The sequence below is a fragment of the Flavobacterium gillisiae genome (genome assembly GCF_900107635.1).
Classification (GTDB): Bacteria; Bacteroidota; Bacteroidia; order Flavobacteriales; family Flavobacteriaceae; genus Flavobacterium; species Flavobacterium gillisiae.
The window spans coordinates 110840-133279 of record NZ_FNRD01000004.1 but is presented as its reverse complement, the minus strand read 5'-3'; the positions used below and the strand labels follow the sequence as shown (position 1 = coordinate 133279).

Below are 22440 nucleotides of genomic sequence, written 5' to 3'. Positions count from 1 at the left end.
CTTTATATTGAATTAATTGTTTAATTTAGTAGGGTCAAAAAGAGATCTTAAAATAGTAATCTAGCTGTAACGATATAATTTTTATTTCAATTAATAGCGGAGATTGCAGCTCGCAAAAAACAGGGAGTTATCAAGAAAAAAGTCAAAATAGTAAAAGAAAATTTCCACGAAAGACTTCATCGTGAGCCTTACCTTTCGCATCCCAGATTGAAGTTTATTCCTAATATTGTGGTAAACCTGATTAGCTTCCTAATTTCTTTTGTGGTGGTTGTAAGTGTGCTTTATTTTGTTTTGAAATTTTTGATTTCAAAGTTTTATCATTTAGACTAAGTACAAGTTCCATTATAATGAAGTCTGGGACATCTAATGCCTTGGCAGATTGACTTCCTGTGCGATAGTGGTTCGATGAGTCGTGCTCACACCTTATTCAATTTACTGATGCGCTTCGCATTAGCTGTATTTGGCGTTGGAACAAGAAGGGTAGTGGATAACATAATTAGCATAACACCGCCAAAAAATCCAAAATAAGGAGCTTTAATTTACTATTTAATACTAATTTCGGGGGAAATTATTTTTATATGTTGCGTCCCCCGATTTATATTTTATTGCTTTTGTTTTCGATTGTATCTTGCCAAAAAGACACTAAGACAGTTTCTACTAGTGCTAAAAACAATAAAAGTAAACGTATCGTCCAAGCCCAAAAATACTCAGAACTAGGGGATTCCTTTAATATGGGTAATAAATTTGATAGTGCTTTCTATTATTATAACAAGTCCAAAGAATTATTTGAAATTGAGGGAAACAGTCCTTACATTGCCTATAATCTACTTGGAATGGCAAATATCCAGCAGACCTATGGCGATTATTATAGCAGTGAAGAAACCTTGACGGAGGCCTTGCCTTATATAAATAATGATTTGCAATATCAAATGGCCGCAAATAATTTATTCGGAATTGCAGCAAAAGAACTGATGAATTACGATGACGCTATTGTCTACTTTACCACAATTTTAAATACAGCAAACGATTCCGTTTCTAAATTGACAGCGTACAATAACATCGCTACTGTTTATACGGAACAAAAAAAGTATGGAAAGGCTATTGCTCTTTTGAAGCCAATTTTAAAATCTGATATTTTAGATACATTACCGAATAAAAAAGCTAGAATTATTGACAATCTGGGATTTGCTTATTATAAAAACAATAATATTCCAGAGGGGGTAGCTCTGATGAATCAGGCTTTAACGATCAGAACTAAAATTAATGATTCCTATGGGAGTATTATGAGCTATTTGCATTTGGCCGATTTTTATAAAAATAGAGATTATCAAAAATCGAAGGAGAATGCATTACAGGCTTATAAAGCAGCCACAAAACATCAAAGTATTGATGAACGACTAGAGGCATTAGAATTCTTAATGTCTTACAATCCGGAAAAAGGAGTAAATGATTATGCTACTATGTTCATCAATCTTAACGATAGTATTAAAACAGTACGCAACAATGCCAAAAATCAGTTTGCTAAAATTAAATATGATTCGAGAAAAACGGTTTTAGAAAATATCAAATACAAAGGACAAAGAGCTGAGACCCTTCTCCAACTAGAAACACAAAAAAGCCAAAAGTATCTCTTAGTATTTGGATCTCTTCTTTTACTGGCAACTATAGGCTATTTGATTAATTATTATAAAAATAAAAACCGACAAGAACGCCTAGAAGCGAGTTACAATACTGAAACCCGAATTTCTAAAGAACTCCATGATGAACTTGCCAATGATGTTTTTTATGCGATGACTTTTGCGGAAAGTCAAGATTTGCAAAATCCGATAAAGAAGGAAACGCTTATAGATAATCTTGACAAAATATATGTTAGAACACGGAATTTCTCTAGGGAGAATAGTACGATAGAAACAGGAGAAAGTTTTGAACAGAATTTAAAGCAAATGCTAAGTAGTTATAAAAGCGACAGTGTTGAAGTCATTATTAAAAACGGAAATCCCATAGATTGGTCAAAAATCCAAACGGAAAAAAAGATTGCCTTGCAAAGAGTATTACAAGAACTCATGGTCAATATGAAGAAATACAGCCAGGCCAGTTTTGTAGTAATTGGATTTGATAGCGATCAGAACAATCTGAAAATTGACTATTCAGATAACGGAATAGGATTCTCGGAAAAACTAGTGTTGAAAAATGGACTCCAAAATGCAGAAAACCGTATTCAGGCAGTCAACGGAATACTTACTTTTGACTCTCAAATTAATAAAGGTTTTAAAGCTAAAATTGTAGTTCCAAAATAACAGAAAGTAGTTTTTTTACTCGAAAAAAAATCAATTGGAATTCATCTTATACCGTGGCAGATTGACTTCCTGTGGATAAGGTGCTCGATGGGTCATACTCACATCTTCTTTAATTTGCTGATGCGCTTTGTACTGTCGGTCTTTGGAATTAGAATAACGTGGGTCGGGGATGAACGGCATTTTGGCCATTTTGCTTATGGTAATAGTAGGGAAGTGGTAATCGACTTCCACAGTTCCCAGTAACAAATAACAACCTCCGCCCTGAAAAGGATATTTCTGTAGGCTATCAGCAAAATGAGCAGTGTCAAAGAATTCTCCTTCGGCATCAATCCAAGTTCCAAAATACATTGTCCCTCTTTTTGTAGGCACGTGTTTCCTCGAAATAAGATACGCCAGCATTTTTACCGTTCTTTTATGATACTGCAATAAATCTTTGGCCAATACATCACCGCGGTATTTTGTCTGTAATAAATCGAATGGGGAACAGGAAACCGGAAAACTGAGTAATTCTATTTCGTCGAAGGCATCTTCAAAAGGAGAACGTTCTAATACCGGAAGCCTGTATTCCTTAACCGGTTCTTGAAGCAACATTAAATTCCGATTTTCCGGTTTGAAATTCACCAGAATCAATCTGGCGATGACAAGCAATTGATTTTTTGTTTTGGATGTAAAACGGAAAGCACCAATAAAAATCAAGATCTGGATTCCCTCTATACCTATCGGAATGCGATTGATAAAATCTTCGAGTGATTGGTATTCGCCGTTCGTGTTGCGCTCTGCAATGATGCGATGCGCTGTTTTAGATTCGAGTCCTTCGAGTTGCATCAAACCGAGATAAACGTCAACTCCATAAACGGTAGCTTCATACTCGCTTTTATTTACACAAGGAGTATTAATGATGCCGCCAGACATTTTTGCCTCATGCACATACACTTCTGTTCTGTAAAAACCGCCTTGGTTGTTGATGACAGCCACCATAAATTCTACGGGGTAATAGACTTTCAAGTACAAACTTTGATAGCTTTCGACCGCATAAGAAGCCGAGTGTGCCTTGCAAAAAGAGTAACCCGCAAAAGACTCTATCTGTCGGTATATTTCCTGACTGAGCGCTAAAGGATGTCCTTTTAGGGCACAGCACGCAAAGAAATTGTCCTTTACTTTTTGCAATGCTGCCGTGGAACGTCCTTTGCCACTCATCGCCCGACGCAGAATATCTCCATCTGAGGCAGGAACTCCCGCAAAGTGTAGCGCAATTTTTATCACGTCTTCCTGATACACCATAACACCATAGGTTTCTCCTAGATGTTCTTTGAATGTTTCATGAAAATATTCAAATTGATCGGGGTGGTTGTGTCTAAAGATGTACTCCTTCATCATACCACTTTGAGCCACACCCGGACGAATGATGGAGGAAGCAGCGACCAATATTTTATAATCTTCACATTTAAGCCTTCGCAGTAAGCCACGCATGGCGGGACTTTCGATATAAAAACAGCCAATGGTTTTTCCAGTACTTAAAAACTCATTGCACTTTGCTTCATTTTTTGATAATGTCGTATCTCGGATATTGACTTCGATACCACGGTTTTTTTTTACCAATTTTACCGTGTCATCAATATGACCAATACCACGCTGACTTAGAATATCAAATTTTTCAAAACCAATATCTTCGGCCACGTGCATGTCAAACAAAACAATGGGAAAGCCTTTTGGAGGCATTTCTAAAACCGTGTAATTTGTAATCGGCTCTTCTGAAATTAATATTCCACAGGAATGCATGCTCCGTTGATTGGGGTATTTTTCGAGTAGCATGCCGTATTTCTGCACCAAGGCAACTACCGAATTGTTATCGTGCAGCTGCATTGGGTTTTTAGCCAGTGCGTCCAACTCTTCTTTGGGTAAACCAAAAACTTTACCCACTTCGCGGAATATCGAGCGGTATTTGAATTCTACATTCGTACCACAAAAAGCCACATGATCGCGACCATACCGATTGAAAATGTATTCGAGGATACTATCGCGCTCTTTCCAGCTCCAGTCAATATCAAAATCGGGCGGACTTTTGCGATTCAGGTTTAAAAAACGTTCAAAGTACAAGTCCAGTTCGAGCGGGCAAATATCCGTAATACCCAGACAATAACTTACGATGCTATTGGCACCGCTCCCTCGGCCAATATGCATGAATCCCATGCTGTTGCTGTACCGAATAATATCCCAAGTAATTAAAAAATAACCACTGAATTTTAACTCATGGATGACTTTCAGCTCTTTCTCTACTCTGGCGCGTGCCGGAAGATTATTGCTGCCGTATTTCTTTATTAATCCTTGATTGGCAAGACTTGTCAGCAGCTGAATATCATTTTCTCCGCTTTCTGTATAATTGGTTTTGTTTTTAGGTGTTTTAAATTCGAATTCAAAATTACATTCGGCAATGATGCTTTCGGTGTTTTCAATAATTTGGGGGTAATCACTAAATTTTTCCAATAGGTTTTCCAAGGGAATCATCGTTTCTGATGTCCTACAATAATCGGCTTCGGTAAGTTTTGATAAAATGACATTGGTATCAATTGCCCGAAGTATTTTATGCAGATTAAACTCTCTCTTTATCCTGAAAGTTACGGGTTGCAAAACCACCATTTTATCCAGTTTGCTTTTCCATTGAGTATGAAATAACATTGGAAGCTGCTCTGGACGCATGCCCAAAAATTCAAAATTTCTAAAAACATCAGGAGCATTTTCGATCGGATAGATAATACTTACATTATGAAATTCCGGTGCTTGAGCGGGTAGGGGCGTTTTATCAAAATTATGCTTAGTTAGAAAACGGTTCATCTCGGCGAGGCCTGAAGCATTTTTGGCTAAGCCAATGTAAAGCAGTTTGTTATTGTATCTAAATTCAATTCCAACGATGGGTTTTATATTTACCGCTTTGCATTCTTTGATAAAATCATAGATACCAGTAACCGTATTTACGTCAGTTAATGCCATGGCTTTTACACCGCATGCGGCGGCCAGTTGCACTAATTCGGTTAAGGGAATTGTGCCATAACGTAGGCTGTGATAAGAGTGACAGTTGAGGTACATTATTTGTTTTTTACTTTGAGAGTGGCGCCGGCACAACGGGCTACAGCATCAAAACCGTAGCGTTTTTTCATTCGATCCATCGCCTGATACAGCGACAGCATTTCCTCAGTATCTTCAAACATATTGATTTGGTAGGTTCCGCGAACCAATCCGCTAAAGCGAATACCAATTAGCCGCAACCGCATCCGACGCTGGTACAACTTGTCGAACAATTCGGTGACGCTTCTTGTCAACGTATGATCAGCCGAAGTGTATGGGATTCGGCATTGCTTTGTTTCGGTATCAAAATTAGAATAACGTATTTTTATCACGACCGTTGAGGTGAGCCATTCCTCAGAACGCAACTGAAAAGCCAGTTTTTCGACCATACCAACCAATATTGATTTTAATTTTTGAATGTCGATAGTGTCTTGTCCAAAAGTGTGTTCCGTCGAAATTGATTTTCTCTCTGTATAAGGCTCCACCGGATTGTTGTCAATACCGTTTGCTTTTTTCCAGATATCAATGCCGTTTTTACCAATCATTTGCTGCAGCACTTCTGCAGGCATTTCTGATAGTGTTTGTATGGTTCGAATGCCAATGCGCGACAGTAATTGAAAAGTAACGTCACCAACCATGGGGATTTTTTGGATAGACAACGGATTCAAAAAAGATTTCACCATAGTTTCTGGAATTTCTAATTTCCCTGTTGGTTTTGATTCACCAGTTCCAATTTTAGAAACCGTCTTGTTAACCGATAAGGCAAAACTTAGAGGCAATCCTGTTTCTTTTGTAATGGATTGTGAGAGTTCGTTTGTCCATTGATAACAACCATGAAACCGATCCATTCCCGTGATGTCCAAGTAAAATTCATCGATGCTTGCTTTTTCTACAATAGGCGCTTTCTCTTCAATAACTTGGGTAATATCATGGGATAATTTAGAGTATAATTCCATATCGCCTTTCATTACTTTTGCTTGCGGACAAAGGCGCAGCGCCATTTTGATGGGCATTGCAGAGCGAACACCAAACGTTCTGGCTTCATAGGAACAAGAAGCGACCACACCTCTGTCTCCACCTCCAATAATTAGCGGTAAACCATTTAGTTTTGAGTTGGTTAACCTTTCGCAGGACACAAAAAAAGTGTCCATATCCATGTGTACTATTGACCTTGCCATATTGATTTTGTTTTTCAAATTGTACCTCTATCCATTTCATTCTAAAATTTATCCGGCAAATTTGAACTACAAAATTAGTACAGATTATAACAAAATAAAGTATATTTGCTGTTACAAATTATAACAAAATAACTATGTCTTTATTTTCCGACAACATCAGACAGCTAAGAATTAAAAAGGGTATTTCTCAGGAAAAACTGGCTCAAAATCTTTTGATAACAAGAGGAAGATATGTCAAATATGAAGACGGCAGCTCTGAACCTCCGTATGATATTTTGAAGAGAATATCGTATTATTTTCATGTTAGTATTGATATTTTACTCTCGGTTGACGTACAGAAAATACCCATTGAAGATTTGTTAAAACTGGGAGACAACAGGATATTATTACCAATAACCGTTGACCAGCAAGGGGAAAATATTATAGAAATTGTTCCTCATAAAGCGCAGGCAGGATATCTTAGCGGTTATGCCGATCCGGAATTTATAGAAAGTCTGCAGCATATTTCGCTTCCTTTTTTACGAAACGGAAAATTCCGAGCCTTTCCTGTAGATGGAGATTCGATGCCGCCACATAAGCAAGGTTCCTTTATCGTAGGGCAATATGTAGAACGATTGGGTGATGTAATGGACGGAAAAACCTATATCGTAATCACCAAAAGTCAGGGAATAGTGTACAAACGACTCAATAAAAACGGGAAAAACGCATTGATGCTGCATTCTGACAATACGATTTATTTGCCTTATGAAATTAAAGCTTCAGAGATTCTGGAAATTTGGCAGTACGCCTGCAGTATCGCTACTAATGAATTTACACCAGATGATTTGAGTGCAGAGAGTTTAAAGGATATGTTTAGGGAATTGCGAAGAGAAATTCGGGAAGTAGGGAATAAGATTAATTAAAGAACAGAATCGCCGGAATAGTGCTTTGTCTTATACCAATTTTAAAATTAACATTAGGCTTCTTTTTTGGTCGTAAGTGTTGATCCAATGGAAGCGACTACTACGAAAACAACGGCTACCACCTCGTTAAGAGCAAGATATTCTTGCAAGAAAATCAGCGCACAAATAGAAGCTGCTGCGGGTTCTAAACTCATTAAAATACTAAATGTACGAGCTGGAAGTTGACCAAGCGCTTTCATTTCTAATGTAAAAGGAATGGCACTGGATAACAAAGCAAGCGCTACTCCTAAAGAAAGAAATGTAGGGGTGATATTACTGAGGCCGTTTCCCATTAGTCCAAAAGGCACAATCAATAGCGAAGCAAAGAGCATTCCAGTTGCAACAGCGTCTCCGTCTTTCATTATTTTCGAAACTTTACCTCCCAAAACAATATAAAAAGCCCAAAAGGCTCCTGCTAATAAAGCAAATAAAACGCCTAAAACGTTTATTCCGTTATTTGTCCACGGAGCAATCAAAACAATTCCTGCTGCTGCCAGAAGTACCCACAAATAATCAATGAAACGTTTTGAGCCAAAAACAGCAACTAGTAACGGACCAATAAATTCCAGTGTTACCGCTAGTCCAATGGGAATTCGCTCTATTGACATGTAAAAAATTAAATTCATAGCTCCCAGGCATAAACCATAGGGAATTACAACTTTCCATTGCTTAGGGGTAATCTTGAAAAGGTTTGTTCTATAAACTGCGAAGAGTATGATAGCCGAAATACCTATTCTCAGGGAGGCAGTTCCAGCTGCGCCAATAGCAGGAAAAAGACTTTTTGCAATTGCAGCACCAGACTGAACACTTATTATCGCGAAAAGTACGGCTGGTATTGGAGGTATGTTGAGTAGTTTGTTTTTCACTTTATTATTGAGATATAGAAAGACAAAACTACAAATTTATAATTTGAAAAGGGTTTGTAAATCAGCGCAGATTAGAAAAGGAAAAAGAATTCTGAATAGCGTATTATATTCACAATAAGTGGTTTATATTTTTAAACACGAATTACACGAATTCGCACAAATTTATTTAAAAAAATTAGTGAAATTATATTTTAACTTTTACTGGATTAGTGAAAATTTGTGTCTGGCAAAAAAATTAGTGGAACAAGCAACCGATAGTGAAATAGTATTAGCTGGTCGGGTGTAATTATCAAAAAACAAACAAACAAACAAACAAACAAACAAACTATTTTTTTAAATATATAATTAATTTAAGAACATGTAAGAAGTTAAGATTCATTTCCCGACTTGTTTGTTAATAGGGAACAAGCTTATTTGCGTCTGCTCTTTTTCCTGCAATGTCTTTCTTGTAACTTGATTTATAATTATAAAAAAACCGCTGATTTCTCAACGGTAATTTCTAATGTTTTGGTGTTTGTTTAGTCCCTCTAAAATTGATTATTTCGATGGTACTTATTTTCTTGTTTACTCTATAAACCAAATAGTTGTTTTTATCTACGACTGCTTTGTGCAGTTCTTTAGAGGTTTCTGATTTTGCATATAAATTTGGATTCAGACTTATTTGACCGGTCACTTGATTGATCTTCTTTTCTAATTGCAAAATTTCTTTTACTGTCCATTCTCTTTCTAAATATTCTAAAACGCTATCTAATCCTTTTTCGGCTCTTGGGGTCCAATGAATTTTTAATGCCATTTTGCAAACTTCCCCATTATTGATTCATGGCTAACAAACTCGCTATTATCGGCTTCTTTTAAACCTATTTCAATTTCTGATTGTTCTTCAGTAGATAATTCTAAAAACCAATCTTGATTTTCATCGTTTATGTTTATAATGTTTTCAAGCTTTTCCAAAAGACTTTCATCTACTTTCAATAATTTTTGTATAAAATTATATTTCCTAGCTGCTAAATCCATAATACTACTCTTTTTAAGTCTGTTACAAATATACAAATTCTGTCTTATACTTTAGGTTTTTCATTAGGCTTTGTCTTTTTAACTAATTCTGGCTCTCAATGCAAACGGGCTTGTTAGTTACTAACTTATAGGAGCTTAAAATTCTAGATAATTTTTCGCTTTTTTCATTCGAAAGAAGTGAAAAAAGCGCCCAGCAATTATTATTTAAAATATGGGTTTATGCATAGTCTTAAAAATATTAAAATCGACCAACTAATCCAATTCCTGTTTGCTTTCCATTATAAAAAGGAGCAATCATAACCGCTGCTTTTGTTTCCTTTTTGAAAAGTAGTTTTTGCATTTTTGGATACAACCAATAGGCTGTTTTGGTACATAAAATACCAATTCCTGCACCAGCTGCTACATCAGTTAACCAATGTCGGTCATTATACATCCTAAAGAAACCGGTACCTGTGGCTACGATATAGCCTGAAATCCCATACCAAATAGAAACATCTTTATATTCTTGCCAAAGAAATTCGGCGCCCGCAAACGCCGTTGCTGTATGACCAGACGGAAAGGAATTAAATGAGGAACCATCTGGGCGTTGTACGTGTGTAATGTTTTTTAATGGTAGCGTTGTGGCTGCAACTAATAGATAGGATGTAGACAAAATTAGAGTTCTGTCTTTAAAATTATTTTTCCCTTCTATCCCCATTGCGTTTAAACCATAAACTGCAGCTGCCGGTAGGTATTGGGTAAAATCATCGATTGTTATTTTGTGGTCAATATTTTCAGTAACTTCTTCTTTAATTTCTGCATTTAAATTTTTAATGGCATCGCTCTCAATGCCAATTATCCCATAACCAATAAGCACTGAAGGGATAATTAATTCCTTATAAGTAATTTTTTTAGTGGTAATAGAATCATTTTTTGCTTCTTGAGAGAAGATTGATTGACAGCATATTAATGCTAATAAAAGGAATTTGGGATTCATTTTTTTGAATTAAGGCGATTACATTTTTTATTGTTTACAATAAGAAGTTTATCATTGTAAATAATTAATGCTCAAATATCAATTTCAAATCTGTAGTAAATCTGTATTTTTGAAAGGCGATAGATTTAGAATAGATTTACGTGCTACTTTTACTTTCGAATTATTTACCTAAACTTAATTTATGAAAATCTTAGTTGTTGAAGATGAAATAGAAATGCAAAAAAGTATCACTCAATACTTAGAGCTTGAAAAGAATATAGTTGAGGTAGCGAATGATTTTAATAGTGCGTATGAAAAAATACAAGTATATGAATACGACTGTGTTTTACTAGATATTACTTTGCCTAATGGCAGTGGTTTAGATTTAATAAAAACCATTAAAAAAAGCAGACCGAAAACTGGAATTATTATTATTTCTGCCAAAAATTCATTCGACGATAAAATAGATGGATTGAATTTAGGAGCGGATGATTACTTGCCCAAACCCTTCCATTTGCCCGAACTAAATGCTCGGATAAAAGCTTTGATTAGACGCAATAATTTTGATGGAGTTGATGTAATTGTTATCAACGAAATCACTTTATATCCAGATGAAAGAAAAGTCTTGATTAATAACAATCCGATTAATTTAACTTCAAAAGAGTTTGATTTATTAGTGTATTTTATTGCTAATAAAAATAGAGTTATTCAAAAAAACGCCTTGGTGGAACACCTATGGGGAGATAGTGCCGATCAATTTGATAATTTTGATTTCATCTACAATCACGTAAAAAACCTTAGGAAGAAACTGCTCGCGGCCCATTGTAATGACTATATTCAGTCCATATATGGTATTGGTTACACTTTTAAAACAGAACTATGAAGCTACTAACAAAAACGAGCCGATATTATATCCTTTTTACCATTCCGGTAATTTTATTTTCGGCCATTTTTATCTATTTTTTTCTTCTAAATGAAATTGGAGAAAGCAATGAATCTATTTTGTTAACGAGAGTTAAAGTAATTGAAAATTACATCGCAAAAGGAAATACAACTGTTTTAAATGTATTTGAAGTTAATAATGAAGTTTACATAAAAGAAATTGAAAAGGATCGCATTATTCCACAAACGATAAAGGATACTTTGATGTATTCTGAGATTGAAAAAGAATACATTTCTAGTAAAATGATAGCCTTAAACTCTATCGTAAATGGGAAAAATTATCAGATTAAAGTTTGGAAGAGTACCATAGAATATGATGAATTAATGGAAGTAGTCTCTGTCGTATTTATTATTTTGTTGCTTTTACTTTTCTTAGTTACAGCGTATATAAATAGTAGAATTTCCAAGCTCATTTGGACACCATTTAAGAACACCTTAGATTATATTAAGGATTTTAGTGTGAATACAACGGACTATAAAAAATTAGAATCAAATGAAATTACGGAGTTTAGCGAACTAAATTCTTCTATAAATCACATGACTTCAAAAATGATTAGTGATTATAAAAATCAGAAAAAATTTGCAGAAAATGCTTCGCACGAATTTCAAACACCGTTAGCCATAATTACGGGTAAAATAGATTTACTACTTCAAGAAAACACGTTGAATGAAAACACGATGAAGTTGTTAGTTTCTATTGAAGAGGCAACAAGCCGTTTGAGTAGAATAAATAAATCATTATTATTGCTTTCTAAAATAGAAAACCAACAATACGAAAAAACAGATACGGTTGCATTACTTCCTTTAATTGAAAAAGTAGTAGCCCTAAATGAAGATTTTATTTTCGATAAAAAGATTCAGTTTGTTTATAAAACGAATGAGGAATTAGATTTTAGAATTAATTCAGAATTGTGTTTTGTTTTAATTAATAATTTAATTCAAAATGCTGTAAGACATAATGTTAATAACGGAAAAATTACTATTTCGATAAAAGACGAAACGCTACTTATAAGCAATACAGGTGTATTAGAACCTTTAAATGAAGTTAGTATTTTTGAACGTTTTGAAAAAAAATCTTCTAGTACAAACTCTATTGGTTTAGGATTAGCGATAGTGAAAGAAATCGCAGAAGCAAATTCGATTACAGTTTTATATAAATATGAAAACAATGAACATGTTTTTTCTTTAAGTCAGTTTAAAAGATAGATTTGAAATAGATTCATTGTAGTTGTTTGTTTACTAATTTAAAAACACCCAATCAAAGTGATGAAAAGCAAAATAATTTTTTTACTCTTAGGAATAATTATGTTAGCGATTTCATCTTGCGATGTTTATAACACCATGCGATTTGGGGCATTACCAGGTCAGAATGACTTTTCGCATTTTCCTCAAAGAAAGATTGACAATCAATCGCCAGTTTTTAATTTCATAAAACCGGATAAAGACTATAAATTAGGGCAATTGATTGGTTTAACAAATAAGTCATTAAATCCAACTAATGTTGCTCTCGATACCTTTGTAGAACTCCACAATACAATTTCGTTTATGATCATCCGGAACGATACTATATTGTATGAAAAGTACAATGGTAAATACCGGGACACTTCCTTAGTATCTTCGTTTTCTATGGTCAAGCCAATGGTGTCCACATTAATAGGAATAGCTGTAGAAGAAGGGAAAATTAAAAGTATAAATGACTCTATTACTGATTATTTACCTGAATTTAAAAGTAAACCAGGATTTGATAAGATTACGGTCAAAAATCTACTTGAACATACGTCTGGAATAAAATTTTCAGATCAGGAATTTAATATTGTTTCAGATAATGCAGAGTTTTATTGGGGGCATGATTTAAGAAAAGAAATAACAGCATTAACTATTAAAACTGCACCTAATAAAGAATTTCATTATAGCAGCGCAAACACACAGTTATTAGCCTTAATTATTGAAAGAGTAACAAATAAGCCCGTTTCAAATTACTTAGAAACTAAAATCTGGAAACCTTTAGGCATGGAAGCACCCGCCTATTGGAGCTTGGACAAGGAGGGCGATGATAGTATGGAAAAAGCTTTTTGTTGCCTACAAGCAAGGACAGTTGATTTTGCTAAATTTGGTAGATTGTACCTCAATAAAGGAAATTGGGAAGGCAATCAGATTGTTTCAAAAGAGTGGGTAGAGCAGTCAACACATTCAGATCCGTCTAATAATAACAGACATTATTACAACAACAACTGGGGAATAGGGCCTCTAAAATACGATAGTTTCTATGCCGTTGGACTATATGGTCAATACTTGTACCTCTATCCAGAAAAGAATATTCAGATTATTCGATTTGGAGATTCCTCACTTTCTTATAACCCAAATTATTGGCAAGATATTTTTATTCAAATCATTGATCAGTTAGGCGTGTTGAAATAAAACGAATCACAACTATATAATCTCGTCTTTCGATTGTATTAGAAAGATTAAATTCGAATCAACAAACATTTATTTTCTTTAAGCCAGTTTAAAAATAGATTTGAAATAGATTCATGATAGATATTTGTTTAATAATTTAAAAACAGCAATCATGAAAAATGTAATTTTATTTGCCGCTATAGCAATAACTTCTATAGGTTGTGCACAGTCTAAAGAGAATAAAGAAGTACCTAAAGCGGTTAAAGAAGCTTTCCAGAAAGGGTATCCAAATACAAAAGTAGATTGGGATATTGAAAAGGACGGTTTTGAAGCAGAGTTTAAAATGAATGGGAAGGACGCTTCTGCAAACTATAATAAAGCAGGACATAAGTTAGCTACAGAAATCGAAATCAAAGAAACGGAAATGCCTGCCAAAGCCTTAACGTATGTTTCAACTACTTATCCTAATAAAAAAATCAAAGAAACTGCTAAAATCACAGATGATAAAAATGTAGTTACCTATGAAGCTGAGGTTAAAATTGATGGAAAAATATGTGATTTGATTTTTGATGCTTCAGGAAAATTCTTAAAACTGCATAAAGACTAATAATCATAAATAATTAACGGTGTTTATTATTAGAACATCTTTTAAATAAGATGTTCTAATTTTTTATCTTTAGCCTATGCGAATTCTTTTACTCTTTATTACGACACTTGTTTCATTTGCTTCTTTTTCACAAAAAAGAGAGGTGAGTTTTTTTATCGAAAAAGCACTTTTGAACACGGCTTTGTTAGACGATTTAAACAATCAATCTAGTTCGTTGTCTATAGATAGCTTATTGTATAAAGCCAATTTAAAGCCACAATTAAATGCAAACCTATTTGCTAATTATGCGCCAGTGATAAATAATTATGGGTATGATACTGCGATTAGTAACGGACAAAATGTTAGTGGTTTAGTGAGCTTTTCGCAAAAGATATTTGGCAAAAGCCAAAAAAACAATCAACTTGGCGCTATCACTTTATTAAAAGATAAAATTGACATTAATAAGAAAATCACAAAAAATGATATTGCTAAAGCGATTCGTTTGCAATATATCGTTGCCTTTTCTGATAATAATCAATTTTTAAACCTTCAAAAGCAGTTTGGTTTATTGAATTCTGAATTGGAAATTCTTAAAAAGTTTACTCAGAAATCCATCTATAAACAAACCGATTATCTGCTGTTTTTATCCACAGTAAAACAGCAAGAATTAATCCTGCTTCAGATGAAATACCAATTTGAAAATGATTTAGGAATACTGAATTATTTATCTGGAACCAATGAAAAATCGACCATTGTATTAATCCAACCAGAAATTGAATTGAAGCAAATCATCAATTCACAGCATTCTATTTATAATCAGCAATTTGAAATTGATAGTTTGAGTATAGAGAATCAAAAACATAATATTGCTAATAATTACAAACCATCATTACTACTACTAGCGGATGCCGGTTATAATTCTACTTTAACAGGGCAATATTATAAGAATATTGGAAATAGTGTTGGTTTTAATCTTTCGATTCCTATTTATGATGGAAATCAAAGAAAACTACAAATCACTAAAAACAAATTAGCCTTAGAAACCAATTCTGCCTATAAAAAGCAATTTGAAAGACAGTTTAAACAACAGCAAGAACAGTTAGTGTTGAAATTAAGTCAGAACGAAATGATTAATGAACAACTGCAAACTCAGTTAAAGATTAACAAAACACTACTCGACGCTTTTAATAAATTATTGGTCACTGGAAATGCAATTATCCCAGATTTTGTTATTGCATTGGGGAATTCACTGTCAATTACAAATGCGATTGCTCAAAACAATACAGAACGCTTACTGTTAATTAATGAACTTAATTATTGGAATACAAATGAAAAATAAGATAACGATACCCTTTATAATTGTATTATTTTTAATGCTTTTACAGTCTTGTAAAAAAGAAGAAGTGGCTATTACAGAAACCGAAACTATTATTCCAGTAACGGTAACAACTATTGACACGACTGGAATTGATGATTATGAGGAAGTTTCTGGAACGGTTTCTTATATAGTTAAAACACCTATAAAATCAATCATTACGGGTTATATAACAGCGGTTAATGCAAAAACGAATGACAAAGTTGTAAAAGGAAAGCGATTGTTTTCGATAAAAACAAAAGAAGCAATTGCCCTGGGAAATGATGTAAATAAATTAGATCCTAAATTAAATTTTGGAAGTGCAGTTTCAATTCCATCAAGTTCCACTGGGTTTATTACTTCGGTTAATGTAGAAAACGGCAACTATGTTCAAGAAGGAGATGTATTGGCTATTATCAATGATTCTAATAATTATGGAGTTGTAATAAATGTTCCTTTCGAATTAAAAAAACACATTGCTATCAATCAACAGTTATCGATTTACTTACCCGATGGAACCTCTATTTTAGCGACAGTAAAGCAATTTATTCCTGCTGTAGATGCCAGTTCGCAAATGCAAAGTGTATTTTTAAAAATGAATTCAAATGACGTTTTACCTGAAAATTTGATCGTTTCGGTAAGCATTCCAAAATCGAATAAATCGAATATTATTACACTGCCAAAGACCGCTATTTTAAGCAATGAAATAGAAACGGACTATTGGGTTATGTTGCTTAAAAATGATTCTACAGCTATTAAAGTTCCTGTACAAATTGGGTTAAAAAATCAAGAAAGAACAGAAATAATTTCCCCGAAATTTAAAGCAACAGATAAAATAGTCACTTCTGGAAACTATGGAGTAGGAGATACCATCAAAGTGAAAATTATAAAAAGTGCCAAATAATGAATAATTTTTTTGTAAAACATAAAAGCGGTTTAAGCACTTTAATTTTCTTGGCATTATTGGGAGGTATTTTTGCGTACTCTAAAATGCAAACCAGTTTATTTCCAGAAATTACTTTTCCAAAAATAAAAGTCATTGCCGATGCAGGGCAGCAACCGGTAGATAAAATGATGGTTACCGTGACTAAACCATTAGAAAATGCGATAAAGAAAATTCCAAATCTAAAAACGGTTCGTAGCACAACTAGTAGAGGAAGTTGCGAAATTTCTGCGTTCGTAGATTGGAAAGCTGATTTAGATGTTAGTAAACAACAAATCGAATCTAGAATTAATCAGATTAGAACTGATTTGCCGGCAGGTATTCAAATAACAGTAGAAAAGATGAATCCGTCTATTCTTCCTGTTATCGGTTACGCACTAGAAAGCACGAATAGATCGCCTATTGAATTAAAAAAAATAGCCAACTTTACGATAAAACCTTTTCTTTCGCAAGTAGATGGAGTTAGCGAAGTTAGAGTAATAGGTGGAAAAGAAAAAGAATATTGGATTGAGCTTAATCAGAGTAAAATGGTTGCTTATGGCATCACTCCAGAGGAAGTTTCTCAGGTTTTAAGCCAAACCAATTTTATTACTTCTAATGGGTATTTGTCAGACAATCGCTTTTTATATTTAACCTTAACGGATGCTCAAATTACAACCAAATCAGATTTAGAGAATCTAGTAGTTATAAACAACGGGAAAGGAATAATAACCCTAAAAGATATTGCTACGGTAGCCATTGAAGAAGCTAAAGAATATATTAAGGTAAATGCTAACGGAAAAGAAAGTGTCTTAATTGCAATCATAAAACAACCCAGTGCCAATTTAATTACCATGTCAACGGACATGGATGCAAAGCTGAAAGAACTGGAAAAAATAATTCCAAAAGATATAAAAATCAAACCCTATTATGAGCAATCCAGTTTTGTGGGCGATGCCGTAAAAAGCGTTACAGATAGTTTATTAATTGGATTATTTTTAGCAATCATTGTGGCTATTTTATTTTTAAAATCGGTTAAAGCAAGTGCTACTATTTTAATTGTAATTCCGGTAACACTTTGTGCTACTTTGCTAGTTTTATATTTTACAGGACAAACCTTTAACATCATGACGTTGGGTGCAATCGCTGCCGCTTTAGGTCTTATTATTGATGATGCGATCGTGGTTGTAGAGCAAATTCACAGAACGCATGAGGAACATCCTGATGAGCCCACGACAGCGTTATTACAAAAAGCAATTCACTATCTTTTTCCTGCCATGGTAGGTTCGTCTTTGTGTACCATTGTTATTTTTCTTCCATTTGCATTAATGAGCGGAGTTGCTGGTGCTTATTTTAAAGTGCTAACGGATACAATGATTATCACATTAATCTGTTCGTTTTTTGTGACGTGGATTCTATTACCAGTTGTTTATTTGTTGCTTACGAAGAAAGAGAGCAACTTTACTGAAGTAAAATCAACAACGGAACATCACGAAGTTAAAAGTCAAAATTGGGTAGCTTATTTTATTGAAAAACCGTTATTGAGTTTTGCTTTTTGCGGACTTTTGATTATTTCAATAATTTTAATTTTGCCCCGATTAGAAACTGGCTTTTTACCAGAGATGGATGAAGGAAGTATTGTTTTAGATTATGAATCACCACCAGGAACTTCATTAGAGGAAACGGATCGAATGTTAATTGAGGTAGAGAAAATAATACATACTATTCCAGAAGTAGAAGCGTATAGTAGAAGGACAGGGACACAAATGGGCTTTTTTATTACGGAACCCAACAGAGGTGATTATTTAATTCAGCTTAAGAAAGACCGATCTAAAACTAGTAATGATGTTATCGATGAAATTAGATTAAAAGTAGAAACTTCACAGCCTGCACTTCGAATCGATTTTGGTCAAGTGATTGGTGATATGTTGGGAGATTTAATGAGTTCTGTTTCGCCTATTGAGGTAAAAGTTTTTGGGAATAATCAACAAGAATTGCAAAAAATCGCAAAACAAGTAGCTCAAATTGTCGAAAAAACAGAAGGCACCGCTGATGTATTTGATGGAATTGTATACGCTGGGCCATCGATAAGTATTACGCCTAATTACAGTCAATTATCCCAATATGGCATTAGTCCAGCTAATTTGCAATTTCAATTACAAACGTTGTTGGAAGGGAATGTGATCGGTTCTATTTTAGAATTAGATAAGGCGGTACCCATACGAATGATTTATCCCAATACTCAAAACAGAAATTTAGAAGAGATTAGAAAGATTTTTATTTTCTTACCAAATGGAAAATCAATACCGATAACTAATCTAGTTACTATTTCGATTTCAAAAGGAATTGCCGAAATAGAACGCGAAAATTTACAGATGATGTGCGTTGTTACCGGAAGGTTAGACAATAAAGATTTAGGTACGGTGATGCAAAACATTAAAAAAGAAGTATCCAGCAAAGTGACGCTACCGAGTGGCTATTATATTGATTATGCTGGAGCTTACAAAGACCAACAACAATCGTTTAAGGAATTATTGCTTATTTTGATGGCTTCTTGTTTATTAGTTTTTGGTGTTTTGTTATTTCTGTTTCGAAATCTAAAAGTAGCTTTCATTCTGCTGTTTATTTCAGTTTTGGGTATCGCAGGAAGTTATTTATTATTGTTCTTGACAAACACACCACTGAATGTAGGTAGTTACACCGGATTGATTATGATTGTTGGAATTATTAGTGAAAATGCCATTTTTACCTATTTACAATTCAAAGAAACCTTCCTTAGTTCGAATAATAAAAAACAATCGTTGGTCTATGCGATTTCAACACGTTTGCGACCAAAATTAATGACTGCTTTAGGAGCCATTATTGCATTATTACCTTTGGCGATTGGTATAGGTACAGGTTCAGAATTGCATCAACCTTTAGCAATTGCTGTAATTGGTGGTTTTTTAATAGCAATGCCATTACTTTTGATCGTATTACCAAGTTTATTGTTTTATTTTAATATTGAACATAAAGAATAGTTTACTTATTGAATAGTAGAACGTTTTGCTTGTTGATTTAGCTAGAGATTGACAGTGTTTTTAATCTAAGTCAGTACAACAATGGAATGCGATAGTAATCGTTGTTTTTAATTACTTTTGGAATAAAAAGAAAATAATGGGTTTCAAACATTTATTTAAAGCAAAATTGAATTGGTTTTCCACCAAAGAGGAGGAGGTTTCGACTTCTAAAATTTACAGTAAAACCCATACCGTTAGCATTGAAGGGAAGCCGATTTTGAATGTTTCTGCTGCCAAAGCATTTAAAGGTGATCCAACGTTGTATAATCCAGAAGATTTGCTCCTAAGTAGCGTGGTTTCCTGCCACATGATGTCGTACTTATATGTATGTGCTCAAAACGGAATCGAAGTGCTTTCATACACTGATAATGCGGAGGCAACACTTGAAGTTTTAGATAACGGCAGCGGACGCTTTATTGAAGTTTGCTTGTATCCAAAAGTGATCATAACACAAAAAGATAAAGTAGCAGAAGCGATCACTTTACATAAAAAAGCAAATGAACTTTGTTTTATTGCTAATTCCTGTAATTTCCCGATTATTCATGAGGCGAGTTGTGAAATAGGATAAGCTTTGAAGTTTAAAAGGAGCATTTTGTGGTTTCGGTAATTTATTTACATTTCAAGGATGTTCGGGTTCTATTTTCTAGATGAAGACAGAAAAAGAGTCCAACTAAAAGTGAAAGTAGTAATTATGAAAACAGCTACCGAAGAAACAGCGAACGAGGAGGTAGCAATATATAAAACGGCTAGGAACAAGAACACCGAAACAATTTTTCTTCGAGAAAATAAGAACAACCTAAAAGATTCCACAAGCTCCATAAATCTTGAAAAACCAAAATTTACAGATAGATATTGGCTCGCTAAAAGAGTAAAGTCTAAAAATTGATAAACTACACGAAAATAAGAGCTACCACTTAGTTCAAAATGAGGTAATTTATTTGTTAGTTTTTTCATTGGTTTTTTTGATTTACCCAAAGTTACGAATTCAAATTTGAGTCTCCTACTTTTCAACCAAGAACTAACAATACATTTACGCTATCACAGATTTATAATCTGTACTCATTGACAGTTATCTAAGATAACAAATCTGATTCTAGTTCTCATTTGTAACTAGTACTGATTAATAAAAAAAAAGCCTTGCAAATCAAAGATTTACAAGGCTTTTTGTGGAGTCGGGGAGAATCGAACTCCCGTCCAAACAAGCAACTAAAAGGCTTTCTACACGTTTATTTCCTGATTAGATTTTCGATAGTGAGCAAGGTCAGAAACAGCCACTCAATACTTATCTTCTTTATTTCGAAGTCCACCCGAAGCTTATGGAAATCTAGGTTTAAATTTACGATTCACCTTTATCGACCGCTATAAACCAAAGCTTTCGAGGTAAATCCTGCTTTCCTATCTAATAGGACGAGGCTAATCTTACTATAATTCAGATTATGCAGCAAGAGCGTAGTTTCCTTCGCCGTGTATGTGTTTTGGAACCTTTTATTAACGAGAATTGTCCCAGTTCTCCACGTGCTTACTTTTCAATTCGACTTGCTGTCAAAACCAGTCGACCCCTTTTTTTATTCTAACTCAAAAAATAATTTGAGTTTGCAAATGTATTGTATTTTAACTGAAATCTGCTATCTGCATTCACAATATTAAACATCAAATATCATTCCTCTTTTCCGTCGTCCTCTAATTTGAAAGGATAGTCACCAAAAAGTGCGGATAGATTTCGAACTTTATAGGTCATACGATTGAATTTGTTCGATAATGCTATAATAGTCACTTTTTCCTCTGGTAAGGTAATGTAAGCAGAAGTATTACCATGCCACCAACCATTGTGAAAATAAAAGTTCTGTCCTGTTGGCCAGTTCATCATTCGTATCCCTAAACCATAGTTGTTTTTTCCTTTATGTTCGTTACTGTAGCCAATAAAGGCTTTTTGTAGAAGTTTTGCTGGAAAGAACTCAGGAGAATTTCTCCCCATATCAAATTTTAATAAATCTCTTGGTGTAGAGTAAATATTTTTGTCTCCATAAATACCATCTAAATAATCTAGATTTACTTTAGAAAAATTCCCTTTGTAAGATGGTGTTGCTGTTTCTTTGTCTTTTTCATAATCAAATACATAGGTGTCGTTCATTTCTAAAGGCTTGAATATAATTTGCTCCATTGCCTTTTTATATGGAAGTCCAGTCACTTTTTCGATAACTAATGCCAACATGGCATAATTAGTATTGCAATAACTAAAACGGGTATCTGTCTTGAATTCTAAATCAATCCCTTTTGTAGCCATAATGGTCAAAATATCTTGATTAGTAAGTATCTTATGACGGTCCCAAATCCCTTTTTTTTCTGTGAAGTAGGCATAATTACGCATACCTGTCCTATGACTTAAAAGCGTTTTTATAGTTACGTCAGGATAAGGAAACCCTTTTAAAATAGTGTTTAACTTTTGATCTAAACTTAGTTTTTTTTGATCTATTAATTTTAAAACTGCAGTAGCGGTAATTACTTTGCTAACAGATGCAATATGTAGAGGTGTACTACTAGTCATCTCCTGCTTAGTTTTGTAATTAGCTAGTCCTTCATATTTTTCAAAAATAATATGCCCATTTTTAGCGACTAAAAAGCCTCCATTAAGACTATTATGAGGCCAGTTTTTATTATAAAAATGAGTGATGGAACTTTTCTTAGACGCTATATAGCTTTCAGAAAGTTTTGGCCCTTTTTTTATCAATTCAACTTTTTTAGTTTTAGTTGTTTCTTCTAATGCTGTGGTGGATTCATTCTTTTGTTTACAGGAACCCAAAACCAATGACAGCATGAGTATTTGTAGTATATTTGCTTTTTTTATAAAGATCATTATTTGGTGAAG

At 34.0% G+C, this 22440-nt stretch carries 18 protein-coding genes and 1 other RNA gene; 10 read left to right on the top strand and 9 right to left on the bottom strand.

What is annotated here, in order from left to right; translation table 11 throughout:
• The first annotated feature begins 611 nt into the window (after positions 1–611).
• Positions 612–2297 carry a tetratricopeptide repeat-containing sensor histidine kinase gene (locus tag BLV35_RS07220; RefSeq protein WP_245712027.1) on the top strand — a complete coding sequence of 562 codons (1686 nt, stop codon included), beginning with the start codon at positions 612–614 and terminating at the stop codon, positions 2295–2297.
• Between the two features lie 30 nt (positions 2298–2327).
• Here BLV35_RS07220 and BLV35_RS07215 read toward each other — a convergent pair whose 3' ends face one another.
• Both BLV35_RS07215 and dinB read right to left on the bottom strand, forming a co-directional pair.
• Positions 2328–5381 carry a DNA polymerase III subunit alpha gene (locus BLV35_RS07215; RefSeq protein WP_091087108.1) on the bottom strand — a complete coding sequence of 1018 codons (3054 nt, stop codon included), beginning with the start codon at positions 5379–5381 and terminating at the stop codon, positions 2328–2330.
• Complete coding sequence (dinB, locus tag BLV35_RS07210) at positions 5381–6538, bottom strand: DNA polymerase IV (protein ID WP_091087106.1); 1158 nt, start codon at positions 6536–6538, stop codon at positions 5381–5383. The genes BLV35_RS07215 and dinB overlap by 1 nt, the downstream gene beginning before the upstream one ends.
• 134 nt (positions 6539–6672) lie before the next feature.
• On the opposite strand from dinB, the gene BLV35_RS07205 reads away from it, so the two are divergent.
• Positions 6673–7440 carry an XRE family transcriptional regulator gene (locus tag BLV35_RS07205; RefSeq protein ID WP_091087102.1) on the top strand — a complete coding sequence of 256 codons (768 nt, stop codon included), beginning with the start codon at positions 6673–6675 and terminating at the stop codon, positions 7438–7440.
• 53 nt (positions 7441–7493) lie between these two features.
• On the opposite strand, the gene BLV35_RS07200 is transcribed toward BLV35_RS07205, so the two are convergent.
• From BLV35_RS07200 to BLV35_RS07185, 4 genes are all read right to left on the bottom strand, one after another.
• The gene (locus tag BLV35_RS07200; protein WP_091087098.1) at positions 7494–8345 is read right to left on the bottom strand and encodes an EamA family transporter; all 852 of its coding nucleotides are present in this window, start codon (positions 8343–8345) and stop codon (positions 7494–7496) included.
• Positions 8346–8844: 499 nt separating this feature from the next.
• Positions 8845–9138: a type II toxin-antitoxin system RelE/ParE family toxin gene (locus BLV35_RS07195; RefSeq protein ID WP_091087094.1), complete on the bottom strand. Its 294-nt coding sequence runs from the start codon at positions 9136–9138 to the stop codon at positions 8845–8847.
• Positions 9129–9359 carry a hypothetical protein gene (locus tag BLV35_RS07190; RefSeq protein WP_091087091.1) on the bottom strand — a complete coding sequence of 77 codons (231 nt, stop codon included), beginning with the start codon at positions 9357–9359 and terminating at the stop codon, positions 9129–9131. The genes BLV35_RS07195 and BLV35_RS07190 overlap by 10 nt, the downstream gene beginning before the upstream one ends.
• 238 nt (positions 9360–9597) lie before the next feature.
• Entirely contained in the window at positions 9598–10335 is a 738-nt protein-coding gene (locus BLV35_RS07185) for a phosphatase PAP2 family protein (RefSeq protein ID WP_091087089.1), read from the bottom strand.
• 181 nt (positions 10336–10516) lie between these two features.
• Here BLV35_RS07185 and BLV35_RS07180 point away from each other — a divergent pair, with 181 nt between their 5' ends.
• The 8 genes from BLV35_RS07180 to BLV35_RS07145 all read left to right on the top strand — a co-directional run bounded on the left by BLV35_RS07180 (position 10517) and on the right by BLV35_RS07145 (position 20142).
• Complete coding sequence (locus BLV35_RS07180) at positions 10517–11197, top strand: response regulator transcription factor (protein ID WP_091087086.1); 681 nt, start codon at positions 10517–10519, stop codon at positions 11195–11197.
• On the top strand, positions 11194–12462 hold the full coding sequence (locus BLV35_RS07175) for a sensor histidine kinase (protein ID WP_091087083.1): 1269 nt from the start codon (positions 11194–11196) through the stop codon (positions 12460–12462). The genes BLV35_RS07180 and BLV35_RS07175 overlap by 4 nt, the downstream gene beginning before the upstream one ends.
• 60 nt (positions 12463–12522) lie before the next feature.
• Positions 12523–13674: a serine hydrolase domain-containing protein gene (locus BLV35_RS07170; RefSeq protein ID WP_091087080.1), complete on the top strand. Its 1152-nt coding sequence runs from the start codon at positions 12523–12525 to the stop codon at positions 13672–13674.
• A gap of 151 nt (positions 13675–13825) precedes the next feature.
• Positions 13826–14260: a PepSY-like domain-containing protein gene (locus BLV35_RS07165; RefSeq protein WP_091087076.1), complete on the top strand. Its 435-nt coding sequence runs from the start codon at positions 13826–13828 to the stop codon at positions 14258–14260.
• Positions 14261–14336: 76 nt separating this feature from the next.
• The gene (locus tag BLV35_RS07160; protein WP_091087073.1) at positions 14337–15578 is read left to right on the top strand and encodes a TolC family protein; all 1242 of its coding nucleotides are present in this window, start codon (positions 14337–14339) and stop codon (positions 15576–15578) included.
• Entirely contained in the window at positions 15568–16497 is a 930-nt protein-coding gene (locus tag BLV35_RS07155; RefSeq protein ID WP_176980589.1) for an efflux RND transporter periplasmic adaptor subunit, read from the top strand. The genes BLV35_RS07160 and BLV35_RS07155 overlap by 11 nt, the downstream gene beginning before the upstream one ends.
• On the top strand, positions 16497–19535 hold the full coding sequence (locus BLV35_RS07150; RefSeq protein WP_091087067.1) for an efflux RND transporter permease subunit: 3039 nt from the start codon (positions 16497–16499) through the stop codon (positions 19533–19535). Before BLV35_RS07155 ends, BLV35_RS07150 begins: the two co-directional genes overlap by 1 nt.
• A 136-nt stretch (positions 19536–19671) precedes the next feature.
• Entirely contained in the window at positions 19672–20142 is a 471-nt protein-coding gene (locus BLV35_RS07145; protein ID WP_091087062.1) for an OsmC family protein, read from the top strand.
• 68 nt (positions 20143–20210) lie between these two features.
• Here BLV35_RS07145 and BLV35_RS19145 read toward each other — a convergent pair whose 3' ends face one another.
• The 3 genes from BLV35_RS19145 to BLV35_RS07130 all read right to left on the bottom strand — a co-directional run bounded on the left by BLV35_RS19145 (position 20211) and on the right by BLV35_RS07130 (position 22428).
• Positions 20211–20528 carry a hypothetical protein gene (locus BLV35_RS19145; protein ID WP_143031845.1) on the bottom strand — a complete coding sequence of 106 codons (318 nt, stop codon included), beginning with the start codon at positions 20526–20528 and terminating at the stop codon, positions 20211–20213.
• A gap of 210 nt (positions 20529–20738) precedes the next feature.
• Positions 20739–21134: a transfer-messenger RNA gene (ssrA, locus tag BLV35_RS07135) on the bottom strand.
• A gap of 97 nt (positions 21135–21231) precedes the next feature.
• Positions 21232–22428: a serine hydrolase domain-containing protein gene (locus BLV35_RS07130; protein WP_091087053.1), complete on the bottom strand. Its 1197-nt coding sequence runs from the start codon at positions 22426–22428 to the stop codon at positions 21232–21234.
• Between the last annotated feature and the right edge of the window lie 12 nt (positions 22429–22440).